Here is a 24,360-nt window from a genome sequence, read left to right as displayed (position 1 = left end):
AGTGATCCATCCTATTATCTCATTATTGTTGTTTTAAAAAATGGCATAAAAGTGAGACTGGACGTCCGGTTGCCCCTTTTTCTTTCCCGCCACGGTAAGCTACACCGGCAATATCTAAGTGAGCCCAAGTCGCATTACGGGTGAATTTTGCCAAGAAACAAGCTGCGGTAATACTGCCTCCTGCACGTCCTGCCACATTGGCCATATCGGCAAAATTTGAGCGTAATCCTTCATGATATTCCTCCCACAGAGGCATAGGCCATGCTCTATCGCCTGTCACATCACCAGCCTGTTTTAAAGCAGAGGATAAACTATCGTTGTTAGCAAATAATCCTGCAGCCTCATTACCTAAAGCAATAACACATGCGCCTGTCAGCGTAGCAATATCAACTATAGCTTTGGGTTCAAAACGTTGAGCATAGGTTAAGGCATCACATAAAATTAACCTACCTTCAGCATCTGTATTAAGAATCTCAATGGTTTGTCCAGACATGCTGGTAACAATATCTCCTGGTCTTGTGGCGTTGCCATCTGGCATATTCTCACAAGTGGGTACTACACCAATCAAATTGATTGGCAGCTTCATTTCTGCCACCGCACGCATAACGCCAAAAACAGAAGCAGCACCACACATGTCAAACTTCATTTCATCCATTTCAGGAGCAGGTTTTAAAGATATACCCCCGGTATCAAAAGTAATTCCTTTACCAACTAATACAATAGGTTTGGCATTTTTTTGTGTAGCCCCGTTATATTTCATTGTAATCAGTTTAGGGGCTTGTCTTGAACCTTGTGATACAGCGAGTAGGGATCCCATCCCTAATTTTTCCATATCCGATTTCTCAAGAATTTCGATTTTAAGTTTCCATTCTTTACCTAGTTTTTGAGCTTCCTTAGCTAGATAGGTTGGGGTGCAAATATTAGGTGGTAAATTTGCTAAGTCTTTAGTGAAGGCAATTCCATTTGCAGTAGCGTGTGCTTGAGTAATAACTTTGTTCAATGCAGCACTTGGTGTTTTTCCTTTGGTTACAAAAGACATGTGTTGTAGAGAACTTAAACTACCTTTTTCTTTAGTGATTTTTTTAATTCGATAACATATTTCGCTGGCTATAATAACTGCCTGTTCAGTAGACCAGGCATCATCTCTGTTATCAACATTTAGTTGATTTAGAGTGAAGGCAATATTTTTAACACCCAGTGCTTCAAGTGTTTTTAAGCTGGTACGAACTAATTGTTTATATTCACTATCGTTTAATAGCGTTTTACTACCACTGTTAACAAGTAAAATTCTTTGAGCTTTAATACCGGTTACATGATGCAGTACAACTGTAGCACCTAATGTTTTACCTAAATCACCAGCTTTTATGGTTTGGCTGATTATTTTTGAGCATGCGGTGTCTAACTGCTTGATTTCGCTAGAAAGTTGCTGATTTGATGGGATGGCTACAATCAGGGCATCAGCTACAATTTTCTCTAAAGGTTGAGCTTTTAAACTAAATTCCACAGTTGTTCTCCGTATTAAATTAGAATATTGATATATTAAACCCTAAATTATCTTGTTAAAGTTCAATAAAAGTCAAAGTGGTAAAAAATAAGTGATATTTAATCAAGTTTTTCGACGTGAGTTTAGCCAAACCGCATTAATGGCCTTATTGGTTCTGGTTGCCATTTTGTTTACTGTAACAGTAGTAAAGTTACTCGGTCTTGCGGCTGGGGGAGAGTTGTCTGGCGATGCCGTTGCAGCTATGGTGGGTTTTGGAATTTTGACTTACTTGCCGGTTATCATGTCAGCCTCTGTTTTTACTGCTGTACTAATGACTTTAACTCGTGCTTATCGTGACTCAGAAATGATTATATGGCTCGCTTCGGGGGTGAGTTTAACGCGATTTTTGATCCCAGTGATGGCATTTGCTATTCCTATGGCACTTATTGTTTCATTAATGAGTGTTGTTATTTCCCCATGGGCCACAGGACAAAAAGCAATTTATCAAAAACGACTGGATTCACAAGATGATACCTCTCAAATCACCCCAGGCGTATTTAGAGAATCCAAACAATCTGACCAGGTGTTTTTTGTAGATTCAATCAATACAAATAAAAAAGATGTATCAAACGTATTTGTTCAGTCAATTCAAGAAAATAAAGTTGGTGTCATCGCAGCTGAAAAAGGGTTTGTTACTACCAAGGCTAACGGTGATCGTTTTGTAGTGTTACAAAAGGGACGACGCTATGAAGGAAAACCTGGTACTGCAAATTATAACCTTGTGGATTTTGATGAAGCTCAATTGAGAATTCAAGAAAAAGCAGCTGGGCAAACTTCATTATCTGTTAAATCAATGCCTATTACTCAATTAATGACAAAACCCACTTTAGAACAGTGGAGTGAATTTAATTGGCGTATTGGTTTGCCTATCAGCTTGATTATCTTATGTATTTTTGCCATTCCATTGTCATACATCAATACCAGAGCAGGACGTTCTGCGAATATGGTTTTCGCTTTATTAGCCTATATGGTCTATTACAACACAATGGGTATTGGTCAGTCATGGATAGTGCAGGGGAAAGTATCGCCTTGGGTCGGCATTTGGCCAATTCATTTAGGTTTTTTTCTGGTTGCTTTTTTTATGTTAATCAAAAGACAATGGTTATGGTCTGTAAAACGCTTATTTATTAAAAGACAAACCAACAACTAAATGACAGTGTTTATTGAGTTAAGTTATAATATATGGTTTGGAGAGATGGATGAGCGGTTTAAGTCGCACGCCTGGAAAGCGTGTTCAGGGTAATACCCTGACGGGGGTTCGAATCCCCCTCTCTCCGCCAAATGTCAAGCATTTGAGAGGTTTTAAAACATAGGCTGTACCCAATTAACGGGGGATGAGTATTCACTAAACTCTATTAAATATTCCATTCCAACCGCAGTGCGTTAGTACTCTTAATCTGTAGTTTTCAAAGTTTCTGAATCCAAACGCTCGTCGTGACATCATTTCCATTTTAGTATGGAATCCCTCTGTAATACCATTTGATTTAGAGAAGCGCCACATTCTAACAATCGGCTCTAGCCAAGATTGTAGGGTTTGAGCTAAAGACTTGGCTGGACTGTGAGAGAGCTGCTGGATTAATCTTGTCAGTCTCTTGATCTTCTTTTTAGCCTGGTATCTACGCAGGTGTCTACTCAGTAGTAATGAGTTTAATCGCTGCTTGGCAAAGTATAGAGATCGTAATATTGGGTACTGATCCAAGTAAATGCCTAAGTTATGCTTCTGTTCTTCACTCAATCGCCAACGATGTCGACGCATTAGACTGAGTAATCCTCGGTTCTTTCTGCCCACCGGATCGGTTTGTTGCCATAGTTTGAGGAAGTGGTGATTCACCAATCTAATAACATGGAATCGATCAGAAATGATCTTAGCGTTAGGGAAATAGTGATGAACAATCTGTCGATAAGTCTCTGATAGATCCATGACGACGAACTGCACACGATCTCGCCCTGGTAAACGGTTTAAATAGCGCCGTAGACTAGGCTCAGATCGCCCCAGAACCACATCAAATACCTTATGGTTTCTCAAGTCTACTAGGGTTGTGGCATAGCCTTATTTACGACTAAAAAAGTGCTCATCAATACCAAGAACGATTGGGCAGGATCGTCCTGAGAGTTCTGATATGCGCTTATTAAGGTGATGGTGATACCAGCGCTCTACGGTGGCGCTACTAATATGATGGGTGAGAGACAGTTTATGTTGGCTGATACCTCCATCGTGAGCTTCAAAGATCTCGAGACGGAAGCATTCGGTTGCCCTATGGCGTGGACGTATCCCCTTAAAGGGGTGTCTAAAGTAATGATTACAGTTCAAGCAATGGTATTTGGGTACGCTTAAATGCAGTACCATTAACTGATTCCCTTGGCGGGTATGCTTGAGTGTACGCTCATGGGTGGCTTTGATTCGAATAGGGCTATATTGGCAGTGGATACAGTCCATTCTGCGCTTAGGCTTAGCCCAAACATGAATAGCGGATCCTCTATCTACTCTAAGAACTTCAAGACCATCAATACCTAGGATAGAATCTATCTGGGACATCGGTATTACCTCCATTAAAAAAGTTTCTTCGCAAAAACAATTTTAATGAATACCGCTGTCCCCCGTTAATGATGTAGAGCCTAAGGCTACCAATTATAAAAATTAGTGCCCCCAGGAAAATTGCCAAATCGGATTTATAAAATTTATTTGTCATTAGGTGATCTCCATCAACAAGGCGAACTTGCTAGGTAATGCCGTTGCAAAATCTGTGTTGTATAAAAAATTTCAACTACGAAACATCCTTGATATCTCTGGTTGGATGAAACAAATACCATGCTTGCCAACAATTAAACCTGAATAGGAAGGGTAATCTGTGGTTGAATTGGCACCAAAATTTTTGTGTAGGCATGCAAAATCTCATTATAAAGATCGGCATGCCGAGGCGCTTCAACAGAGATGATTAACGCATATCGAATCCGTTCTGGTCCAATTGCTCTTGCACCAGCTTCACGAGCGTTGTAATGAATATCAAAAACCGGATTTTTAAGACTTGATCCAAGCATTGACTTATTGCCATGGAGTACAGTTTCCCATTTTCCCTGATCTGCGCGTCGCTCTTGTTCAGTTGCAAATTGCTTCATATCAAAAAAACCCTTCGTATCGGCATTTGCCTTACCTACCTGAATGCGATCATCGTTTGGACGGAAAACCACTTCGAGACCAGCGCGCGTGTATGCCGCAGCATCCTGAGGATCCGTCGGAGATGAATAACAGAATGTTGCCTTTAGTCGAACTTTTCCAGCTAGCCCACCAGTCGGTAGCGGTAATGTTGCCCTAAGATATTTACCAGGTTTAAGTTCTCCTTGATAGACAACTCTTGCTACTCCATCTGGACACGTGATGATTTGCATAAGATCTTCAGGAATCTTTCCCCATCCCACCTCTGTTTGAGCGTGCGTAGATTTATTGGCAGCGTGAATCAAAAGAGCTTTAATTGCAAGGGGTGTTAGATCGGAACCCAAAATAGCGCGAATACCAACGGCACTACGCAATAAGTATGGTGCAGCAAAACTAGTTCCTCGCTGAGGGACCAAAACAGGTTTTTTATCGGCAGCAAGGACATGAAAATACCTGTCAGTATCGCCACCAAAAGCCATCAAATCAGGTTTTACGACTCCAGGACTTCGCCCTGGACCGATGGCGCTATACGGAGCACGGGACCACTCTGCATCATTATCTTTATTGGCGGCTCCAACTGCGACTGCGTTAACACAATCTGATGGGACTTGTACGCGAGCATTGCCAGAAACTTGATCGAGTTCACCATTGTTGCCGACAGCAACAGTCATAAATGTATCGCCATCACTCAGGAGGTCATCTATCACCGAGGTCCAAGCATGTACTTCTCTGTCCTCAATTGGAAGGTCGGGGCCGAGACTCAAGTTGATAAATTGATACGATCTAGATAAAAGAACCTGCTCAACAAAACCTAGCGTTCGGTAAAGCTCGAGAGGATCTTCGGTATCTATATCTTGATCAAGCACCCTCAGGTGATCGACATGTGAATATGGACGTGGTGCCATTCCGTTGGGCTGAATGGGGCCAAACAAGAATGCGGATGTTACTGCTAGACCATGGTCTAGCCCTTCAGAGATGTCTGAGGCATTTGGATCAAGCAGTCGATAAGAGCGAATCCACGGGGTAATTGCATGTTGTTCAGGCAGACCCCCATCAAGAATGGCAACACGAGGCTCTGATGAGAGCGGTTGTTTATTGGGCAAGTGGCATCCAACGGATAGTCCACTGCTGCGCTGAACTGGCCTAAGGCCACGAAGCCTAGGGACAGGTCTAATCACGCGAATGAATACGAATTGCGATAAATTTTCAATTGCAGACCTATTCCCTTCGACAGGTACAAACCAAAGATTTCCTGCGGTAAATTCCAAATTGGAATGAACTTTCAGATTTTGTTTTTCTGCAAATTGAACAAAAGCACGCTGGATGTATGCAGGGTCTTGATCCGGCAGAAGATGAATTCCTACTTCAAAAAAACGATCATTCGTATTACCACAATGAGATAAACGCTCCGCCGGAATAAATGCTGCAAATTGCTCAATGTGAGTTAGGTCGTTGGCTTCATCGGAGTCAGGTTGAATTGCTTGTGCCAAGCTTGCTAATTGCCGAAAAGCTTGACGTTTTCCGGCAACAAATATTTCAGTAGTTGAGCTCTCTTGGGGAGTTCCCTTTTTGCTCCAACCATGTGGCGTAACTTTGACAGTCCTACTTCCGATTGATTCAAGACCAGCTGCTCGTAATAAACCTGTCGGGAAATACGTGCGAGCGATAAAGCTTGGATTTAGCATCATGCGCCCAACACCAAAATCGCCAGGGCAAGCGTCATTCCCAATCAGATCAAGTGCTGAGGCTGCTTGGCTGAATTGTGGAACCAATCTATGGCACGCTTGCTCCAAACTGTAGACCTCCGCTTTGCCTGGCATTCGTCGCGGCCCCTTGATGTCGTGAGTCAGCAGTTCTCCTCGACCAATCAAAAAGTTTGTTTTATTCATACCTCAACCTTTCTGCTTATTATGTGTTTGACTCCCAAAGGTGCGTCTGTAGTGTATTTTCTAATCGTATCTCTGCTTGCTCCAGTGATCTCTGAAATTTTATGTTGTGATAACTTTGTGCTTTTCGATAATAGAACTGATAAATCAATCCGCCCTTGGCGGTCTAGATTCAAAGCACGCGCTTTAACAAAGTCTTCGATTAAATCTGAATCATTCGATGTTCCTAAAGCAAGTGCACGTCTAAAACGCTGAATGTCTCGCTCAATGTCACTAAACGATTGACCCAAGAAAGTAAAAGACAGCACGTCGATCCATCTGCCCAGCAGCGCGTAGTCTGGACCAAGAAATCGTTTAATAGCCTCTTTGACTGCAGCACGTTCTGGAGTTGCAAACTGCACAACAAGATCGAAACGGCGCCACAGGGCAGGATCTATTAGCTCAGGATGGTTCGTTGCTGCCAACAACAAGCCACTACTTGGCCACTCATCAACTTCTTGAAGAATAACAGTCACAAGACGTTTTAGCTCCCCAACATCCGTATCATCATTTCGGCGTTTGGCTATTGCGTCAATTTCATCAAGCAGCAATACGCATGGGGCACGCTTCGAAAAATCTAAGGCTGCACGTAAATTGTTGCCACTACGGCCGAGCAGGCTACTCATAACGGCGGTTAGATCAAGCACATACAAGGGAACGCCCAACTGCGCCGAGAGCCATCGTGCCGTCAAGGTTTTGCCAACGCCTGGTGGACCAACAAAAATTGCTGATCGAGTCGGTTGAAGCCCAAGTGCAGCTAAACGCTCAGTTTGTTTGCGCTCTTGAATTAGCTGATTTAAGGTTTCTTCAAGATTAGGGGAAAGTAACGGGGCAGCTCGATCGACTTCGTCCTGATAAACCTTCAGTAAGGATAAGCGAGACTCGTCGTCAACTGGCAGCCCTTGAGGTTGTGTAGGCGGTGCAATTGCTTTACGTAAAGGGGTGTTGGCTCGAGCAGGTTTGGATCGTAAAAATAAGTCAAGTTGATCAGAAAAGTTTGGGTTCGTGCTTCGATACTTCCGCACTAAACGTGCAACATACAGTCGAACGTCATCAGTTTGCTCCGCAAGAGCAAGTCTCACTATCTGGGCTAAGTCAGATTGTATTTCATTTATTTCGCCCATAATTCTCCTAACTTTTTGAAAATAAATACTAAAATAAAGTTCTTTAGCGGAATAGTTAATTATCTCATAAATTGAAAGCTTTGAAAATGAGGAATTTGAATAGCTTTGTTGGCATCCTGTATCAGCAGATTCAAGTGAAATACGGAATCGAACCCCCCATCCGCAATTTTTCCAGCAGGCTCGGAAAACGTGCAATCTACTCTTGGCGAGTAACTGTCTGCCAACATTTTTGAGGCAAGCTTTGATGTTGCTCGGGGAGAATATAACGAGCGGCGCATCCAAGGCGCAATGATCGAGGGAATTATTGTTGTCGACCCCACAAATATTCGGGTCACTGGAGCAGATGATGTTGCGAACGAAGGTCGATTCACAAGGTATTTGCTCACCAACAGGTCTTGAGTAACTTTCCTCTGTATTCTTAGGTCGACTTGATCCAAGGGGCGTTGGCAATTCGATAATGATGCCAGTTCAAGCGTGAAATGCTCCTGCGGATGGCAATACTTTAATTTTGCGACAACTTTGGGGTATGCAACCCCTCACGCCCCCACTTTTGCAGAGAAAGTAGTCTTAATTGAAATTTGGCATCATAAAAACTATTAAATTGGACATAAAGTAAGAATTTTTATATATATGACCTCTTCAATGGGCTTAATGATGTTTTAATTAAAAACATCGTTAAGTGTGCTATAGTGGTCATTGTAAAATTTGGAGATGAATTATGGCTGCTATAGGGGACTTTTTGACGGACTCTGAAAACATGAGCGAGTTTGGTGCTAGGCTGCGTGCAAGACGGCTTGAGCGCAATCTCACCACAGAAGCGCTTGCCGAGGCGACGGGGCTCAACCGCAAAACTATCATGGAGCTAGAAGCCGGTCGCGATGTGCGGTTGAGTACGGTCATCAAAGTGTTTCGAGTCATGCACCTACTGGGCATTTTGAATACAGCACTTCCCGATACGCTCCCTGGTGGTGAGGCTCTTACAGCGCGTGGGCAACCCAGAGTTCGTGCCTACAGATTGACCGCCAAAAATGCCAATTGAACACTCGGATTTAGTTTACGAGACAAAAATGACAGATACAGACAAATCTAAATCAATTTCACCAAAACCGCGCACACGGAAAACTGGCCCTAAGGTTCTTGCAAAAGCGAATATCCATCTATGGGATGAACTGGTCGGTGCGGTGATGGAGTTTGAGAACGGCCGCATTGGGTTTTCCTATGACAGTGAATACATTCGGAATGGTGGCTTAGCCATCTCACCCAAGTTTTTGCCGATTGAGCCACGTACTTTCGAATTTCCTGACCTACAGCGTCAAGACGCTTTCATGGGTCTACCTGGAGTACTGGCTGACTCTTTGCCGGATACGTTCGGTAACCTGATCATAAAAAAATATTTCGAAGAACGCGGAGAGCTTGATAAGTCGATAAGTCCCGTACAGCGTTTGCTGTATGTTGGAAACCGGGCGATGGGAGCCCTTGAATACGCACCTCACTTACAACGCAAAAGCGCCAAAGAAGAGCAAGCTCTAGAAATCAAGAGTTTGGTGGAATCTGCAAGACGCTTGATTGCGGGTGAAGCCGGTGAGGCCATTCACGAAATTATGCGTGTCGGTGGATCCGCTGGCGGCGCAAGACCCAAAGCACTGATCTTGTGGAATCGTGAAAAAAACAAAGTTCGGTCTGGCTTTGCAAAGCAACGCGCTGGCGAAGAACATTGGATGATCAAATTTGATGGCGTTAATTCCGCCAGTGAGCGTGATAACAAAGCAAAACCATTCAACCGAATTGAATACACCTATGCATTGTTAGCAAAGCAACTGGGTCTGGACATGGAGGAAGTGAGCTATCTGGAAGATGGAGAGTTGTTTCACTTTATGACGAGACGTTTTGATCGCAAGCAAACGGCCAAGCACCATATGCATAGCCTGGCTGGCATGACACATGTAGATTACAACTTGCCAGGAGCATACAGCTATGAGGCATGGTTACGACTAATCCAAGAGTTACATCTGGGCTACCCATCTATGGAACAGGCTTATCGACGGATGATTTTCAATGTGGTTGGTCGCAATCAGGATGACCATGTGAAAAATATTTCCTTCTTAATGAAGGATAAATCTTCTGGTTGGGAGCTGGCCCCAGCCTATGACTTAACGTATTCAGCTGGCATCGGGTACACGCGACAACATCAAATGACGGTAGCTGGTCGCGGCGATGATTTCACTCGAGATGAACTAATCGAGGTCGGCAAGAAATTCGATATTCACAATCCGGGAATAATCATAGATTCGACCGTTGACGCCTTCTCCATGTGGTCAACGCTTGGCCGACAATGGGGAGTTCAAGATGAAGATCGAAAGCGCGTTGCTGCTGGGCATCGACTTTTTTTGACCACCTCATTGTGAGTAAATTTACTCACAATGAACACTAAAGGGCCTCGGCTTGAACGGTAGCAGAAAAAATATGGCGACATATTGGGGATTTATGTCGTCTCGAACGACATATACAAAAAACGTATCGTCAAAATCGAAATTCATCGACATGATGGTTGCTAAGGCCATCTGAGATAGGGCGATGTTTGAAATATTCACGAAAAAGTGCATTTGAATGGTGTTTTCACTTAATATTTCAAACAACTAGTCTAGTAGCTAGGTATTGCTTCTATATATAGAGTTATCGTTTTTACTCAAAACGTGCACTTTTATAATGAAATTGTGCATTTGTGATCGTTTTTGCACGTGACATCTTCTTTTCTGTCCGAAAAACGTATACAAATTTCGGACAGAATAAGCTTCTACAGAAGTTCAAAAGTGACTGTGGACTTTTGCGTCAAGTTGAACGATTCACCTGACAGCAGAGAAGGGCGCCAGAATATGTACTGGATTAGACCGGAATACACGCTTTATCACTCAGTCTGATAATAAGTTTCAATCTTTACTTTCAGGGTGATAAACTTTTTTCATGCTTGCATCTTCAAAGCTTTCAATGTCAACAAGTCGATACATTACGCGACCACAAATTTTCAAATAGGCAGGTCCGATGCGATCGCTTCGCCAACGCTCTAAAGTAGCCTCGGCTACTTACCACCGTACAGAAAGTTGTTTTTGGTTTAAGGAATGACAGCCATCGGGATTTCCTTTTTGGCTGGTTAAAACCAATGAACGCTTCTTTAAAAAGTGAAGTCAAGTTGTTGTGGGCTATGACTCGATTGTGATTTACGGAATCGAACCCCCGTCCGTAATTTTTCATGAGCTTTTTTTATAAATAAAAAAAACCACCCTCCAAGCCTTGAATTCATTGGACTTTGCGGCTTCCTACTAAAACCGGGAAGCCCTATTAATGGTCTTTCTTGAATCGTTTGCTGTTGGCGGCGACCACACCACCAATAAAAGAAAAACCAACCCTTTGGGGTTGGTTTTTTTTGCCTACTATCGTGAGTTTGCAGGGGTTCCTGCAGATTCTTGCGGACTGCGGAGATAGCCATTTAGGGACGCAAAAACTTAAATTCTCTCTACCCTAGGCAATTCTCTCCCGGCCTATACACACTCGATATCGCCAAAAGTCCGCAAGACCGTTTCGCTACCCCAATATAAATCAACGAGTTACGCGCGGACGAATCAAGTCGTTTTTTTGCGGCATTGGTAGGCGAAGGGATATTTGCGATGAGTTTCAAGAATTTTTAATGCGCCGCTATTGCCACTCTTGAGGGCTTATTGATGTGGTCTGCATGTGAATATTGAACTGCTCACCAATTAATTTCCCAAAGACAAGGGTGGACACTATGTATTTGATGTTGTTTTGGTTTGTTAAGTAAACAATAAACAACCCTTTTACCTCTGACCGATTATCGAGTGCTTTACGTAAGTCACCCTCAAGCGACTCAGCTAATAGATAGTAAAAACCATTCGGAGTAATTAACCTAGGGGCCTGCTCCATTACTTTTGGACCATCACCAAGCTTAGTTCCCCAAAGGTAAATATTCGTCTGGCCTTTATTGGATATGTTTATATTTTTTGTATTTTCATCCTAAGTGATCTCAGCCGATAGGACAAATGGTAAATCAGCAAGACTTCTACTTATTATTGTTTGCACTTCGCTTATATCGGCTTGTCGATTACTAATTTCTGCCTGTTTAAGACCAATGCAAATAGCTGCAAGTAACGTTGCAAACAAAATCACGGTTTGTGCAATCAAGATCTCCAATTGCCATTTTTCAAATGCACTCGTAAGTTAGGACCCATACTTAAAGACATGTATCTTTTGAATTCAATTACCCTGTGTGGCGATGTCCATCAAAGTTCGGTAGTTTCGTGGGCGATTACTATCTGATACGACAGCTTTCTTTCTTCTAGATCATTTTACGCCTCAATTTATGTATATCATCATGGTTGAGTTCCATTTGACGTCGACTTTAAATCGCACTGAATGATCGCAAAAAGTTGACTGACTTCGCTTGCCAAAAAGGCATCATAACCCGGTGTCTTGAAGGCTTGTTCGTGGGCACTTTGGGTGATGAATCGCTGCATTTGTTCTTTGAAGGCGGGTCCTGTGGCGATGCCATGGATGGTTTGAATAGCATTGTCTAATAGCAAGTCGTAGTGCTTGATTCCATAGTCTGCAAGTTTCTTGTGGATGAGGTCTAACTTTAGATGCGCACCTTGCCGCACTAGCCAAGCGATATCCCAAATGTCGCGATGCCGGATTTTCGCAGGGGTTGGGATTAAATTGCCACCCTCCAGTTTGGCGATCGAGGTAGGAAGGGCTACCAGTTTGTCGGCAAGGATTTCATCCATCGTCTCAGTGATCACGATGGGGCTTCTCATGCCCTCAAGAACGGAATAGTTCTGTCTTAGAGGGATTGGCTCCCGGGTGTACGCCGGAATATTGGCAATATCGATTTTGATTTTTTGACGGGGAATATCCGGTGACCCAGGATTTGTCTCAATGCTCACCATCCACTTGGTCACATTGGCCAAGGCATCTTTTGGGGCTGGTTTGGGCTCCTTGACGGTGACCTTTAAGCCAAAGCGTTCACCGATGTGTTTGATGAGACAGTCTTTGACTTTTTCCATGCTTTCAGCGGAAAACTCGGTGCCGCCGACAAAATCAAGATCCTCGCTAAACCGCTCAGACCCTCGGCATAGCCGGAGAGAGGTGCCGCCTTGGAAGACTAGATTTTTGAGTAATCCATCTTCATCTAAGGCATTGAATATCTCGTAGTGGAGAAGCTCTTTCTCGACCACGGGCCGCATCGCAGCCATCTCTGCGTTGGCCATCGCTTTTTCTATGTACAGTTTGAAATCTTCTTGTTTCATCAGGCCACCTCATCTAATTCTTCGTAATCAATCATGTCGGTATTGCGACCTACGCGCAGTAAATCGGTGACGGCCGCTCGTTTTTTTGCGATGCGTAGTGGGCGACCTTTGATAAAGACCGTTCGCTCCAAGATGTCTGGAACACTGCGTTTGGTATGGGTGAACTCGATCGTGCCAAAGGGCGTTTTATGAACTCCTCCGGCACCTGTGGTCATGACCGTCAATCGGCTGAGGGGGATCTGAGAGATGACGCCATGTTCGGAGAGCATGCTCTCAAGACTCACGTATGACAGCTTGCCGGGCCGAAGGGCTTTGGCAATCTCTTCCACTATCCAGCCGGAATGCCGTACAGCCGCTAAGGCGTTGACGTAGATTCCCCTGGCTGCTTTGATGAGTAATCCATCTTTGGCCATGCGCTGCAATGACTTTTCCATCGACTTTTCATCTTCGGTCGGAAACAGCTTCTCTAAATCTTTTTTAGTGAAGACGAATACCCCTCGGCGTTCAAGGCTGGTCAGACTGTGGATGAGTTCCATGCGTTTCATAAGTGACTCCCATCCCTAATTATAAGTAGGGTTTTAAATGACATAGTAGCTGTTAATCGATTGTTTTGTCAATAAGTCATGTAAAACCCTATTTATTGATAGGGGAATAATAAACTTAATGGCATGCTTGCTGAGCGTTTGTTATTGCATGATCAGCGATCAGAGCCATTTTGCAAAGCAGGATGCCCGTTTTATGTCTGTTCTGTCCGGTTTTTTCTAAATGCACTGTTGGGGATGTCAACCATCTTGACCCGATGACTGGGCTTCCCTCCATTACAAACTCCTTTCATGTTAACACTCTTAATGAAAGTGTCCGTTTTATTGAGGGAAGCCCAAGTTATCGTTTTTACTCAAAACGTGCACTTTTATAATGAAATTGTGCATTTGTGATCGTTTTTGCACGTGACATCTTCTTTTCTGTCCGAAAAACGTATACAAATTTCGGACAGAATAAGCTTCTACAGAAGTTCAAAAGTGACTGTGGACTTTTGCGTCAAGTTGAACGATTCACCTGACAGCAGAGAAGGGCGCCAGAATATGTACTGGATTAGACCGGAATACACGCTTTATCACTCAGTCTGATAATAAGTTTCAATCTTTACTTTCAGGGTGATAAACTTTTTTCATGCTTGCATCTTCAAAGCTTTCAATGTCAACAAGTCGATACATTACGCGACCACAAATTTTCAAATAGGCAGGTCCGATGCGATCGCTTCGCCAACGCTCTAAAGTAGCCTCGGCTACTTACCACCGTACAGAAAGTTGTTTTTGGTTTAAGGAATGACAGCCATCGGGATTTCCTTTTTGGCTGGTTAAAAACCAATGAACGCTTCTTTAAAAAGTGAAGTCAAGTTGTTGTGGGCTATGACTCGATTGTGATTTACGGAATCGAACCCCCGTCCGTAATTTTTCATGAGCTTTTTATAAATAAAAAAACCACCCTCCAAGCCTTGAATTCATTGGACTTTGCGGCTTCCTACTAAAACCGGGAAGCCCTATTAATGGTCTTTCTTGAATCGTTTGCTGTTGGCGGCGACCCCACCGCCAACAACACCGATTTCCTCCCCCCGTTAATGATGTAGAGCCTGATGGAGACCCTCAAGGCCTAGAGCCATTATCTACCGGTATTCCCTGTCAAAGACTGATAACAAACAATTGTTTTTGTACAAGATAGTATTGAAACAAAATGCAACTAATTACTTTAACTTTTTGAAAATATTAGTGTAAAATTCAATTAAGTTGTTGTTTATTTATAATTATTATTTAGGGAGCTAATTATGAAGTATATTCTTATCTTGCTTGTTATTTTAGTTGCGATTTTCTCAGCCTACATGTTAAATAACAATGCAAAAGCAGCCTCTTTAACTCCAGGCAGCCATCAAGGCACTACTCAAATTAGCGTAAGCCGATAATTACAAAGTAACCAGTTTTAAAAGGATGTGATAAATCACATCCTTTTTTATTGCCTTAAAAATCTCTGCATAATATCTTTAAGCGGTTTATATCTTTCTCTGGCTGTTAAGGGAGTAAAAACAGGGTTTCTACAACCAGCCTCTTTTAGAAATTCAAGTTCGCTATCTAAATCCTCAGTTTGTATATACCAAGATTTTTTGATTTCGCTTGATCCTTCAAACCATTTATATCCTCTGGCTTTAGCTAAATTTTTATTATCAAAGGGAAGGTCGATGGCTTGTATGTGCCATAATTTTTTTCTGGCTGAATTGATTAATAAAGACAAAGCGGTAGTACTCATGTCTGGGGTGGATTGACTAAGTAACATCATTAACATGTCTACGTCAGCACGAGCACGATGTGCGTCATGAAACAAATTAAAACGAAAACCCAAATAATCTAATTTACTACTTTTAGTTGCCCAAAGATCCCAAGGGATTTCATGAAGCGAACAACCAAAATGCATTTGACTAAATAGTGGATAGCGCGCCTCTAAAAATCCTCTATCAAAACTGGCGTTATGGCAAATGATTAAACTAACCCCGTCTAGCACTTTATCAATTTTATTTTCATCAATTTTTTCCCCTTTTACCATGTCATCACTAATTCCAGTAAGTCTTGTCACTTCATGAGGGATGGGAAACTCAGGATCCTCTAAGCTATCGTATCGACTAATTACTCGGTATAAATGCCCACTATTTTTACCATACTCACAAGTAGCAATTGATAAATCTATAATACGATCACCTTCATCAACTTTTAATCCTGTGGTTTCTGTATCAATAACTGCAAGTCGCCCAATCGGTTCATCTGACGGTGCGTTTTCAAATTGATGAAAGTCAGTTATGTTTAGTCGTGTCAAAACACGATAATTAGAATCGGCTTTTACAATTTCTAATGCGCTATTAATATCCACAGTAATTACATCCAAATAAACAATAAGTTATTGTAATGAGTTTTTATTAGTCTTGGATTAATAAAAAAATAATTTTTTACTTTTTATCTTTTTTGGTAATATGTTTGAACTTATGGTGCTCATTTAATTATGAGTTAAACGGGAAACACTAACCAAACGTGTGCTGCCCCCGCAACGGTAAGTGAATGTAAAGCTTTCTTTACTACGGACTTGATACCACTGTATTTTTTATGGGAAGGTAAATTCCTTAAGTTCACTAGCCCGGATATCGGCCATAAGATGGTGGAGTAACGCGGACGGGGACCTTCGCTGATACTGAGTGAACAGCCTTTCCCATTGTCTTCTCATTATCTATCGATTTGTCTTTTTAATCCCATACTCTTTAAGAGACTAAGGTCACGTGGGCGTGACTGATTGCTTAGGGATTTATTATGTTTTTTTCTACTCGTACTCGTTTAGTAAAGAGTACTCAATTAATTTCAAGTTTTCTTTTGTTGATAGTTAGTTTTAGCTCTATCGCTGATACGCAAAACAATAATTCTGTACAAATTGATCCTGTCATAGTGACAGCTGATATGATACCAAAGCCTAGCTCACAGGTTATTCAAGATCATCTTTATATTAGTAATGAACAAATTCGCGCTGCAGGACAGCAAAGTTTAGCTGAATTACTTCAGCAACAAGCGGGTTTTCAAGTTGCCACTTTCGGTGATGCTGGGAATACTGCTTCTGTTTTTACACGTGGAACAAACGGTAATCATACTTTGTTGTTGGTCGATGGCGTACGAGTTGAGTTGACTAGTACTGGAGGAGGTATTTGGAACTCAATACCTTTATCCATGATTGATCATATTGAAGTCATCTATGGGCCAGAGAGTATATATTATGGCGCTGATGCTGTTGGTGGTGTTGTTCAAGTTTTTACAAAACAAGGAAATGGTGCCCCATCGGTAAGTGCAATGGCCGGTTATGGTAGTTATGGAACCAGCATGTCTCAAGCATCGATAAGCGGTTCTACTCAGTCAACACATTCTGTTAAATATTCTTTTGGTGTCACACAAGAAAACTCCTCTGGGTATAACACGGTGTCACAGGCGAATCCTTATGGCTATGTGACTGGAGCAACTGGCTATCAAAGACAAGGAGCCTATGGGACATTAAGTGAAATGATAGCCCAAGGTCATGAGATCGGAATTCATTTTCTTGCTGTTAGGGATTCTTATTTAAGTCCTAATAGCGGTGAGTTTGATAAATCACAAAATAATACGACTAATTTATCGTTTTTTACTCATGATCAAATAACTTCAAATTGGTATAGTAATTTTACTGTTGCCTATAATGCCAACTTTTTTCAATACTTTACGATAGCAACACCTTCTAATGACAATACTTTTACGCCGTCATATGATTACAAGTGGGATAACAATTACACTTTTGGTTTGGATTCATTGCAAGTTATTGCAGAACATCGTTCACAATATTTGAATGGTCAGTTTACTCCTGCATATGATTATTGTACAAATTGCTCATTAAATCTAAATCGAAATATTGATTCTTTAGCAACTATTTATCACTTACATAGTGGGCAGCATTCCCTAGATGTTGGGGTTAGAGCGGATGGATATTCAGGTTATGGAAGTAAGTTAACTGGGAGCGCTACTTATGGATACCAAATTACAAATTCCATTAAAACTCATTTAGGAGCTGGTACCGCATTTGCTGAACCCACTTTTTATGAACTGTATTATCCAGGATATCAGAACCCTAATTTGGCACCTGAATACTCAAAAAATATTGAATGGGGTATTAACTATGATGATCATCACCAATCTTTTGGTATAGTTTTATATCAAAACGATATTTCAAACTTGATTCAAGCTGATCCTAATACATTCATTTCTTATAATATAGGAAATGCGAAAATTCAAGGCGCCACAATTTCAGCTCAAAAATATATTGGATCATTTAATTTCCATGGCTCAATGGATTTTCTAAATCCGGTTGACCGTAATACAGACTTAGTATTACCACTAAGAGCTGAAGAAGTTGGACGTGTAGGAGTTGATTACGCATTAGAAAAGCTAAAATTAGGTGCTAATTTAATTGCTTCAAGTAGACGTTACGGTGCAGAATCACTTTCTGCTGGGTTGAGCCAGCCAATAGGTGGTTATCAAATGTTTAGCCTAAATGGTTCTTATCAAGTTACTAAACAATGGTCTTTATTTGGACGTTGGGATAACGTAACCAATATGCCGTATCAGTTACAGTATGGTTATAACACACCAGGATCCAACGTGTTTTTTGGTGTTCGCTACGATCAATAACGAATATAGTTATGATTCCATCACCTTGTATTAACGTATGCCAAGTAGATCCCCCAACGGGGATTTGCTTGGGTTGCGGGAGAACAATTCAGGAGATTACTAACTGGGTTGTATTAAAAGATGAAGAAAAAGAACGTGTTATTCATCAATCACAGATTCGTCTAGATAATCTTCTGTTTGGTGATGAATCGAATTAGTATTTGGTAAGACAATGATCTCTGATGATTTGAAAATAAATTTGATGAGTATTTTGTAAACATCATAATCAAAAATCACCTCTCTTCGAGAACTATTGGCCTCCAATGCATCTTGATAGGAGCTATATGTTCCAAAGTATGCCCATTGATCAATGAGATGGAAATCTGAATAAGAATGGTTGCTTTCTTTAATGACTATAGCGTTAGCCCATTTCCAATTTTGCAATCTTATTCTTTCAAGAGCCATTTGAACTTTTAAATCATGATGGACCATGTCTTCCTTGCCACAACATGCTCCATGACATTTGTTAATTTGCGCTCTAAAACAGGCTTTCCCTTTTACATGCTTATCTATGCCAAGAACGGCTAGGCATAGTCCATGAGCATCTGCGATTGCTCTTAATGTATCAAGTGCTTTTTTGCGAGTTTGAAATACACCAAAATAATTGTCTGATTGTGAAAAATTAATTTCATCAGTATTTTTAATTTCTAATATATTTTTATCATGTACTGTATTCCATTGCCAAGAGCACAGTTGCTGTTGACGTCTGAGTCGATGATTATGTATGGGATTTAACTCTTTAATTAGTTTTGCTTCAAGTAATAGGGCACCTAGTTCACCAACGGTATTATGATGTTCGATTCTTTTTATTTGTTGAGAAAGTCGTAATTCTTTGTGGTGTTTATGATCTGAATTGAAATGGGATAGGACGCGTTCTCTTAAATTGATACTTTTCCCTATATAGATTGGTAAATCATTTTCCCCATAAAATAGGTATACCCCAGGACTATCAGGTAGCGAGTCTATTTCATATTCATCAACTCCTGGCGGTAGAGAGGGCTTTTTTGTTACTTTTTGTATTGCTTGTGTAAGCAGTTCTTCTGAGAAATTTTCTTTTACATGAGTAAGAAAATAAGCTACAACTTTGGCATCATTCAACGCTCTGTGACGATCTGTTATGTCGATTCCCAGTCGCTCAATAATGCTATCAAGATTATGTTTAAAGTGGTGTGGATAGAGTTGTCTTGATAAACGAACAGTACATAATGTGTTTTCTTTGAAATAAATGCCACATTTCAAAAACTCTTGTTTTAAAAAAGCGTAATCAAAACGTACATTATGTGCTATAAAAACTTTATCTTTTAAAATCGTTAATAATTCATCTGCAATATCTGAGAATAATGGAGCTTCTTGTACCATTTCATTTGAAATTCCTGTTAACCGACTAATAAAAGGAGGGATAGGAGTCTCAGGGTTGATTAGGCTATGCCATTCACGACTTGAGCCATTTGGGAGTAGTTCTACAATACCAATTTCTGTAATTCTATCTTTGAGTGGATTTGCTCCAGTTGTTTCAAGATCGATACAGATTAGATTGTTCTGCCAAAAACGGCTCATTTGCATTTATTTTTGATTAACCAATTGATTTAAGTCAGCGATAACCTCTTTGGGATTCTCGCCAGCGTCAACGCTTTCATATACTTTTGCAATTTTTCCAGCGGGGTCAATGATAAAGGTGTTTCTTTTGGCTATTTTATAACCAAGAAGATTTCTTTCTGAACCATATGATCTTGAAATACTTCCGTCTTTATCAGCTAACAGAGGAAAGGGTAAATGATGATTGGCTGCAAATTCAGCATGACTTGTAGCGTCATCAATACTGACACCTATTACTACTCCTCCTAATTTTTTAACTTGATTGAAGTCATCTCGATAGGCACACGCTTCTGTGGTGCATCCTGGAGTCTCATCTTTGGGGTAAAAATAGAGCACTACCCATTTACCACGATAATTAGACAAGCTTTGTAATTGGTTGTGTTGGTCTATCACTTTAAAGTCAGGTGCCATTTGTCCTACAGTGGGCATGTCATTAGCTGAGGCTGTTCGTGAAAAGAGAAGACCTAAGCCAATTAAAGTCAATAACGACATTAGAATTAATTTCATGTTTTTCTCCAATTTATAATTCATCAATTATTTTAACTAACAGTTATTTCAAGGTTCTTTATCAAATTCAATATCAATGAGCAGTATTTAAATACTAAACTTTCATTTTTATTTATATTATGACTGTCATTATTTCATACTCCGTAATCTAAGATTGCTTTTGTACAGGGAGAATGTTTTAAAAATTTTCTGCTTATTTATATGAATAAGGTATGTTTATTTTGAGCCATGGTGCAGTCATTCCTAACCGCTGATAGGAATGAGCCGCTATTCCATTTCTAAGTGCATAACGTACCGGTTTTGCTATTGCTAATATGGTTGCGTCTAATAATTTTTTTTGTATCAACGTGGGTGGCATAATGCCTATTAGAGGATAAACCCAATTAGGTAAGTTGTAAAAACCTGCTTTTACGATTAAAGATAATAGTGGTTTACCTAATAGATGTGTTGGAAAGTGATGAAGTAAATCAATAACTGTTTCAACACGTTTTGTCATTCTTAATTCTTGGCGATAGATATTAATTGTTTCTATAGTAGATGACAGAGTAACGGGTAAATCTGTTCCTCCTAATAAATGACCAATTTGAGCAATTTCTAAAAAATATTGGTTTTGTTTTGAAATACTCATTTGAGGGTCACGGTAACGAAGGTGACTATTTAGAAAACAAAAGCTTTCTGTAATATGTACCCATTTTAAAAGATGTGGGTCATTAGCTTGATAGCTTATTCCTTGGTCATCAATACCCGTTACCTTGTCGTGAATCCGTTTGACACGTTCAATTGCTGATAAGGCCATTTCTGTCGAGCCATAGGTGGTTGCTGCAATAAATTGAGCCGTACGCCCTAGACGACCTGGTAAATTCTCTTTGAATGTTGAATGATCCCACACCCCTGCCATTGCTTGCGGGTGAAGTGCTTGCATAATTAGAGAGCTAATGCCGCCGATCATCATACTAATAAAATCAGCATGTACTTGCCAGATAACACTATTTGGACCAAAAAGACCTGGATCACCTGGAGGAATAAGATAATCTTGAACAGTTGTCGATGATTTGACTGTTCGTCTTATTGATTGACGGATTATTTCATCCCACATAAACCATATCTTACTAAACTCTAATTTATGATAGAAAGAGATTCGAGTAATTAGTTCCCAGTAACTATTCTTTGAGCTTATTTATCGATGTAATTGCTGCCGAAAAAATAGGTTCTGTTAATCCGAGAGAATCTTTAATGAATTCTCTATTGTTTTCTAAAAGAGAGAGTACCTCGGGTACTGTTGAGCAATGTTCAAGTTGAGTTTTTATTTGTAATATTTTAGGTAGATGCCAGAGAGAAGGAGTTTTGTTACTTTGTTGAAAAGCCTTTTCTAAAATTAATTTAATCTGTTCTTTTTGCATTAACGCCATCCTGGTAGCCAGTTATCAGTGTTTTTTAATTCTTGCCAATCCATTTGCCATTGACGGTGATTAATTAACGCTTCCATAACTATTTTGTCTGGTATTAAATGGTCTTTGTCTATGTATATGACTTGAATAACCATATGATGTTTTTCTTTATTAGTGGGGTAAACCGCTGTCCATTTACTAAGTAGCAGTTTTTTACTATTAATATTGTTAGCCATGATGATGGATTAATTGTACAGTAAGACTAATAGCACTGATTAAACAAATCATACTAAAGAGTCGTCTCAGAATTATTTCATTAATTAAAGGAGCGATTATTCTACCTATTGCCATTGTGATAAGTGCGCCAGCTAAAAAGGGAACAGCAAGCTGACGATTAAAATTACCCATAGCACTCCATTGTAATACGCTTCCAGTTGAAACCAAGGCAAGGACCATTAATGAGGTGGAAGTCACTGAGTGTACATTTAGTGGAGTATGTTTTTTTAAAGCAGGAACCAATACAAAGCCACCGCCAACACCTAATAAACCAGATGTAAAACCAAGTAGTATCCCTAATTTACTCATTGTCATTAGACATTTAAAATCCCATCGAAAACGACCTGTTTGTTGATCAATTTGGCAGGGGAAGTCTTTATCAATATTAAGGTGTTTAATAAAAGCGTAACGATAAGCTTGGTAAAGTAAGAGTAAGATAAATAAGAGTTTCAAAACCGCTTTTGGAATAAGTTGAGCAGTTTCAATACCAAAAGGAGTAATAAGCAAGCCTATAGCAGTAATTAAAAAAGCTGCACGATAACGTACGATTCCTTGTTTTAGTCCTATTATCATGCCGATCCATGATGCAGCAGCAACGCCTATTAAAGACAAAGGAGCGGCTGTGACGACATTCAGATTTAAAAAGAGAACGAGTAAGGGGGTAGCGATAATACCACCACCTGCACCGGTTAGCCCTAGAATAAGCCCTGTTGTGCCACCAAGTAGTGCGGTGAGAATTACTAGTTCCATCAGTTAGTTGTTGAACAAACTGGATTATGATTGGTTTTACAAAACTGCTCTTGAAGTGTTTGCATGACCGCCAGTGATTCGTTGCTAGAGATGGAGTAATAAATGAATTTACCATCACGCCTGGTTTTTACTAACCCTTCTTCACGTAATACGCCAAGTTGCTGTGAGAGGGTGGGTTGCTTAATATCAAGCGAGTTTTCTAATTCACTGACGCTACATTCTCCTTCAGCAATTTTACAAAGTAAAATTAAGCGATCAATATTAGACAATACTTTAAGTAGTTGTGTGGCTCTACCTGCCGCTTCATACATCTGTCCGAAATCGATTTTGTCCATATTCTTAATTTTACCCTTAAAGAAGAATTTGAATAATGATTATAGTAGTTGACAGTATAGCAAAAAACATTATATAAATGTAAATAATGTAATTTAATATAATATATTTAAGTAAAGTGATTAGGGAGTAATTAATGCAAAAATTTAATAAAATTAGAGGGTTAGCTTTTTTAAGCTGTTTATTTCTCTCATTTTCAGTCCTTGCAGACACCCAAAATCATAATAATAACGGTACCTCACTGAACCCGTTTGATGCTCAAATTGAGTCAGTTAATCATGCCGATATAGCAGCACAAGTATCAGGTAGAGTGACTAATATAAAAGTGACCGCTGGTGAAAAAGTAAAAGTAGGTCAAATTCTATTAACTCTCGAATCCACAAGTGCACAGCAACAAGCAATAGCCAGTGAGGCACAAATAGCCGCAGCTAATGCTGATTTAGAATTGGCACAAAAAGATTATCAAAGACAAGAGGCGCTGTTTAAACAAGATTACATAAGCCAAGCAGCTCTTGATCGTGCGAAAACAAAGTTAGAAGCAGCCAAAGCTCAAGCTAGAGCCACCTCATCTTTAGCTAAGTCTGCTAGAGCGCAGTCTGATTTATATGTTATAAAAGCCCCCTTTTCTGGTGTAATAGCTGAAATACCAGTTAATCTAGGTGATATGGCTATGCCAGGTAAAATACTGGTAAGTCTTTATGATCCCGAGCATTTACGTGTTAGTGCTTCAGTTCCAGAAAGAGCAGTAAATAAAGAGTTAACTGTTAAACAATTAAAAATTGAAGTTCCTTCTTTAACTCAACAGGAACATTGGCTTAATCCTCAAACTCTTCATTTATTCCCAACGGTGGATAGTCAATCACATACGGTTTTATTACGTATAAATATTGATCGTAATACCGCAGATATCAAACCAGGTTTGTTTGCGCGTGTATGGTTACCAACAAAATTATCTGTGCCTAATCGTATAGTAGTTCCCTTAACTGCCATTGTAGAACGAGGTGAATTAACTGGTGTATATGTTAAAAACGAAAAAGGTGAACCTCTATTAAGACAAGTACGATTAGGTCGTCAGTGGGGTAATGAAGTTGAAGTGATATCAGGATTAAGTTCTACAGATGGATTAATCGAAAATGCCCAATCTCTCTCATTTAAAAACGGTCAATGAGGGAC

The 24,360-nt window shown here is 40.4% G+C and carries 23 protein-coding genes, 1 tRNA gene, 1 pseudogene and 1 riboswitch; of the genes and pseudogenes, 9 read left to right on the top strand and 16 right to left on the bottom strand.

All coding sequences use genetic code 11. The features are described from left to right. Nucleotides 1-22: 22 nt before the first annotated feature. Nucleotides 23-1,504 carry a leucyl aminopeptidase gene (locus FV185_RS07915; RefSeq protein WP_067496109.1) on the bottom strand — a complete coding sequence of 494 codons (1,482 nt, stop codon included), beginning with the start codon at nt 1,502-1,504 and terminating at the stop codon, nt 23-25. Between the two features lie 91 nt (nt 1,505-1,595). Here FV185_RS07915 and lptF point away from each other — a divergent pair, with 91 nt between their 5' ends. Both lptF and FV185_RS07905 read left to right on the top strand, forming a co-directional pair. Next, a complete protein-coding gene (gene lptF, locus FV185_RS07910) occupies nt 1,596-2,693 on the top strand; it encodes an LPS export ABC transporter permease LptF (protein ID WP_067496106.1) in 1,098 nt (365 codons plus the stop codon). 39 nt (nt 2,694-2,732) lie between these two features. Further along, nucleotides 2,733-2,823 (top strand) — tRNA-Ser (locus FV185_RS07905). Between the two features lie 65 nt (nt 2,824-2,888). Here the strand turns inward: FV185_RS07905 and FV185_RS09720 are convergent. From FV185_RS09720 to FV185_RS07890, 4 genes and pseudogenes are all read right to left on the bottom strand, one after another. Beyond that, nucleotides 2,889-3,578: pseudogene (locus FV185_RS09720) on the bottom strand (ISL3 family transposase); the annotation flags it as partial. A gap of 15 nt (nt 3,579-3,593) precedes the next feature. Then, complete coding sequence (locus FV185_RS09715) at nt 3,594-4,079, bottom strand: transposase family protein (protein WP_197457835.1); 486 nt, start codon at nt 4,077-4,079, stop codon at nt 3,594-3,596. Nucleotides 4,080-4,366: 287 nt separating this feature from the next. Beyond that, nucleotides 4,367-6,586, bottom strand: a complete 2,220-nt coding sequence (locus tag FV185_RS07895; protein ID WP_067496103.1) for a S8 family peptidase — start codon at nt 6,584-6,586, stop codon at nt 4,367-4,369. Continuing rightward, complete coding sequence (locus FV185_RS07890) at nt 6,583-7,746, bottom strand: AAA family ATPase (RefSeq protein WP_067496100.1); 1,164 nt, start codon at nt 7,744-7,746, stop codon at nt 6,583-6,585. Before FV185_RS07890 ends, FV185_RS07895 begins: the two co-directional genes overlap by 4 nt. A 718-nt stretch (nt 7,747-8,464) precedes the next feature. On the opposite strand from FV185_RS07890, the gene FV185_RS07885 reads away from it, so the two are divergent. The 3 genes from FV185_RS07885 to FV185_RS09575 all read left to right on the top strand — a co-directional run bounded on the left by FV185_RS07885 (nt 8,465) and on the right by FV185_RS09575 (nt 11,226). Then, nucleotides 8,465-8,785 (top strand): helix-turn-helix domain-containing protein, encoded by a 321-nt coding sequence (locus FV185_RS07885; RefSeq protein WP_067496097.1) that lies wholly within the window; start codon nt 8,465-8,467, stop codon nt 8,783-8,785. Between the two features lie 28 nt (nt 8,786-8,813). Further along, nucleotides 8,814-10,151: a type II toxin-antitoxin system HipA family toxin gene (locus tag FV185_RS07880; RefSeq protein ID WP_082787103.1), complete on the top strand. Its 1,338-nt coding sequence runs from the start codon at nt 8,814-8,816 to the stop codon at nt 10,149-10,151. Nucleotides 10,152-11,085: 934 nt separating this feature from the next. After that, complete coding sequence (locus FV185_RS09575) at nt 11,086-11,226, top strand: hypothetical protein (protein WP_156474213.1); 141 nt, start codon at nt 11,086-11,088, stop codon at nt 11,224-11,226. A gap of 210 nt (nt 11,227-11,436) precedes the next feature. Here the strand turns inward: FV185_RS09575 and FV185_RS07870 are convergent, their stop codons facing one another. The 3 genes from FV185_RS07870 to abiEi all read right to left on the bottom strand — a co-directional run bounded on the left by FV185_RS07870 (nt 11,437) and on the right by abiEi (nt 13,606). Then, nucleotides 11,437-11,682 (bottom strand): hypothetical protein, encoded by a 246-nt coding sequence (locus FV185_RS07870; protein ID WP_067496091.1) that lies wholly within the window; start codon nt 11,680-11,682, stop codon nt 11,437-11,439. Between the two features lie 446 nt (nt 11,683-12,128). Beyond that, complete coding sequence (locus FV185_RS07865; protein WP_067496088.1) at nt 12,129-13,061, bottom strand: nucleotidyl transferase AbiEii/AbiGii toxin family protein; 933 nt, start codon at nt 13,059-13,061, stop codon at nt 12,129-12,131. Then, nucleotides 13,061-13,606, bottom strand: coding sequence for a type IV toxin-antitoxin system AbiEi family antitoxin (gene abiEi, locus FV185_RS07860; protein WP_067496085.1), 546 nt, complete (start codon nt 13,604-13,606; stop codon nt 13,061-13,063). Before abiEi ends, FV185_RS07865 begins: the two co-directional genes overlap by 1 nt. Before the next feature lie 1,277 nt (nt 13,607-14,883). On the opposite strand from abiEi, the gene FV185_RS09815 reads away from it, so the two are divergent. After that, nucleotides 14,884-15,018, top strand: coding sequence for a hypothetical protein (locus FV185_RS09815; protein ID WP_267865410.1), 135 nt, complete (start codon nt 14,884-14,886; stop codon nt 15,016-15,018). A gap of 47 nt (nt 15,019-15,065) precedes the next feature. On the opposite strand, the gene FV185_RS07855 is transcribed toward FV185_RS09815, so the two are convergent. Further along, entirely contained in the window at nt 15,066-15,989 is a 924-nt protein-coding gene (locus FV185_RS07855; RefSeq protein ID WP_197457834.1) for a 3'-5' exonuclease, read from the bottom strand. 81 nt (nt 15,990-16,070) lie between these two features. Continuing rightward, a riboswitch (cobalamin riboswitch) is annotated at nt 16,071-16,265 on the top strand. Between the two features lie 140 nt (nt 16,266-16,405). Between FV185_RS07855 and FV185_RS07850 the strand changes: the two genes are divergently transcribed. After that, nucleotides 16,406-18,298 carry a TonB-dependent receptor domain-containing protein gene (locus tag FV185_RS07850; protein WP_067496077.1) on the top strand — a complete coding sequence of 631 codons (1,893 nt, stop codon included), beginning with the start codon at nt 16,406-16,408 and terminating at the stop codon, nt 18,296-18,298. A gap of 11 nt (nt 18,299-18,309) precedes the next feature. Further along, a complete protein-coding gene (locus FV185_RS09895) occupies nt 18,310-18,495 on the top strand; it encodes a DUF1289 domain-containing protein (protein ID WP_082787094.1) in 186 nt (61 codons plus the stop codon). Here FV185_RS09895 and FV185_RS07845 read toward each other — a convergent pair. The 7 genes from FV185_RS07845 to FV185_RS07815 all read right to left on the bottom strand — a co-directional run bounded on the left by FV185_RS07845 (nt 18,437) and on the right by FV185_RS07815 (nt 23,189). Then, the gene (locus FV185_RS07845) at nt 18,437-19,894 is read right to left on the bottom strand and encodes an exonuclease domain-containing protein (protein WP_197457833.1); all 1,458 of its coding nucleotides are present in this window, start codon (nt 19,892-19,894) and stop codon (nt 18,437-18,439) included. The two genes, FV185_RS09895 and FV185_RS07845, sit on opposite strands and share 59 nt — an antisense overlap. A 6-nt stretch (nt 19,895-19,900) precedes the next feature. Continuing rightward, nucleotides 19,901-20,440 (bottom strand): peroxiredoxin, encoded by a 540-nt coding sequence (locus FV185_RS07840; protein WP_067496072.1) that lies wholly within the window; start codon nt 20,438-20,440, stop codon nt 19,901-19,903. 193 nt (nt 20,441-20,633) lie between these two features. Then, nucleotides 20,634-21,536, bottom strand: a complete 903-nt coding sequence (locus FV185_RS07835) for an oxygenase MpaB family protein (protein WP_067496069.1) — start codon at nt 21,534-21,536, stop codon at nt 20,634-20,636. Nucleotides 21,537-21,600: 64 nt separating this feature from the next. Next, on the bottom strand, nt 21,601-21,840 hold the full coding sequence (locus tag FV185_RS07830; protein ID WP_067496066.1) for a hypothetical protein: 240 nt from the start codon (nt 21,838-21,840) through the stop codon (nt 21,601-21,603). Further along, nucleotides 21,840-22,064: a TIGR02450 family Trp-rich protein gene (locus tag FV185_RS07825; RefSeq protein ID WP_067496063.1), complete on the bottom strand. Its 225-nt coding sequence runs from the start codon at nt 22,062-22,064 to the stop codon at nt 21,840-21,842. The genes FV185_RS07830 and FV185_RS07825 overlap by 1 nt, the downstream gene beginning before the upstream one ends. Beyond that, nucleotides 22,057-22,854, bottom strand: coding sequence for a sulfite exporter TauE/SafE family protein (locus FV185_RS07820; protein ID WP_067496060.1), 798 nt, complete (start codon nt 22,852-22,854; stop codon nt 22,057-22,059). Before FV185_RS07820 ends, FV185_RS07825 begins: the two co-directional genes overlap by 8 nt. Then, nucleotides 22,854-23,189, bottom strand: a complete 336-nt coding sequence (locus FV185_RS07815) for an ArsR/SmtB family transcription factor (RefSeq protein ID WP_067496058.1) — start codon at nt 23,187-23,189, stop codon at nt 22,854-22,856. Before FV185_RS07815 ends, FV185_RS07820 begins: the two co-directional genes overlap by 1 nt. A 134-nt stretch (nt 23,190-23,323) precedes the next feature. Between FV185_RS07815 and FV185_RS07810 the strand changes: the two genes are divergently transcribed. Next, nucleotides 23,324-24,355, top strand: a complete 1,032-nt coding sequence (locus FV185_RS07810; RefSeq protein WP_067496054.1) for an efflux RND transporter periplasmic adaptor subunit — start codon at nt 23,324-23,326, stop codon at nt 24,353-24,355. The last annotated feature ends 5 nt before the right edge of the window (nt 24,356-24,360 follow it).

The sequence above is a fragment of the Ferrovum sp. PN-J185 genome (genome assembly GCF_001581925.1).
Taxonomy (GTDB): Bacteria; Pseudomonadota; Gammaproteobacteria; order Burkholderiales; family Ferrovaceae; genus PN-J185.
This window is presented reverse-complemented; position numbering and strand designations above follow the sequence as displayed.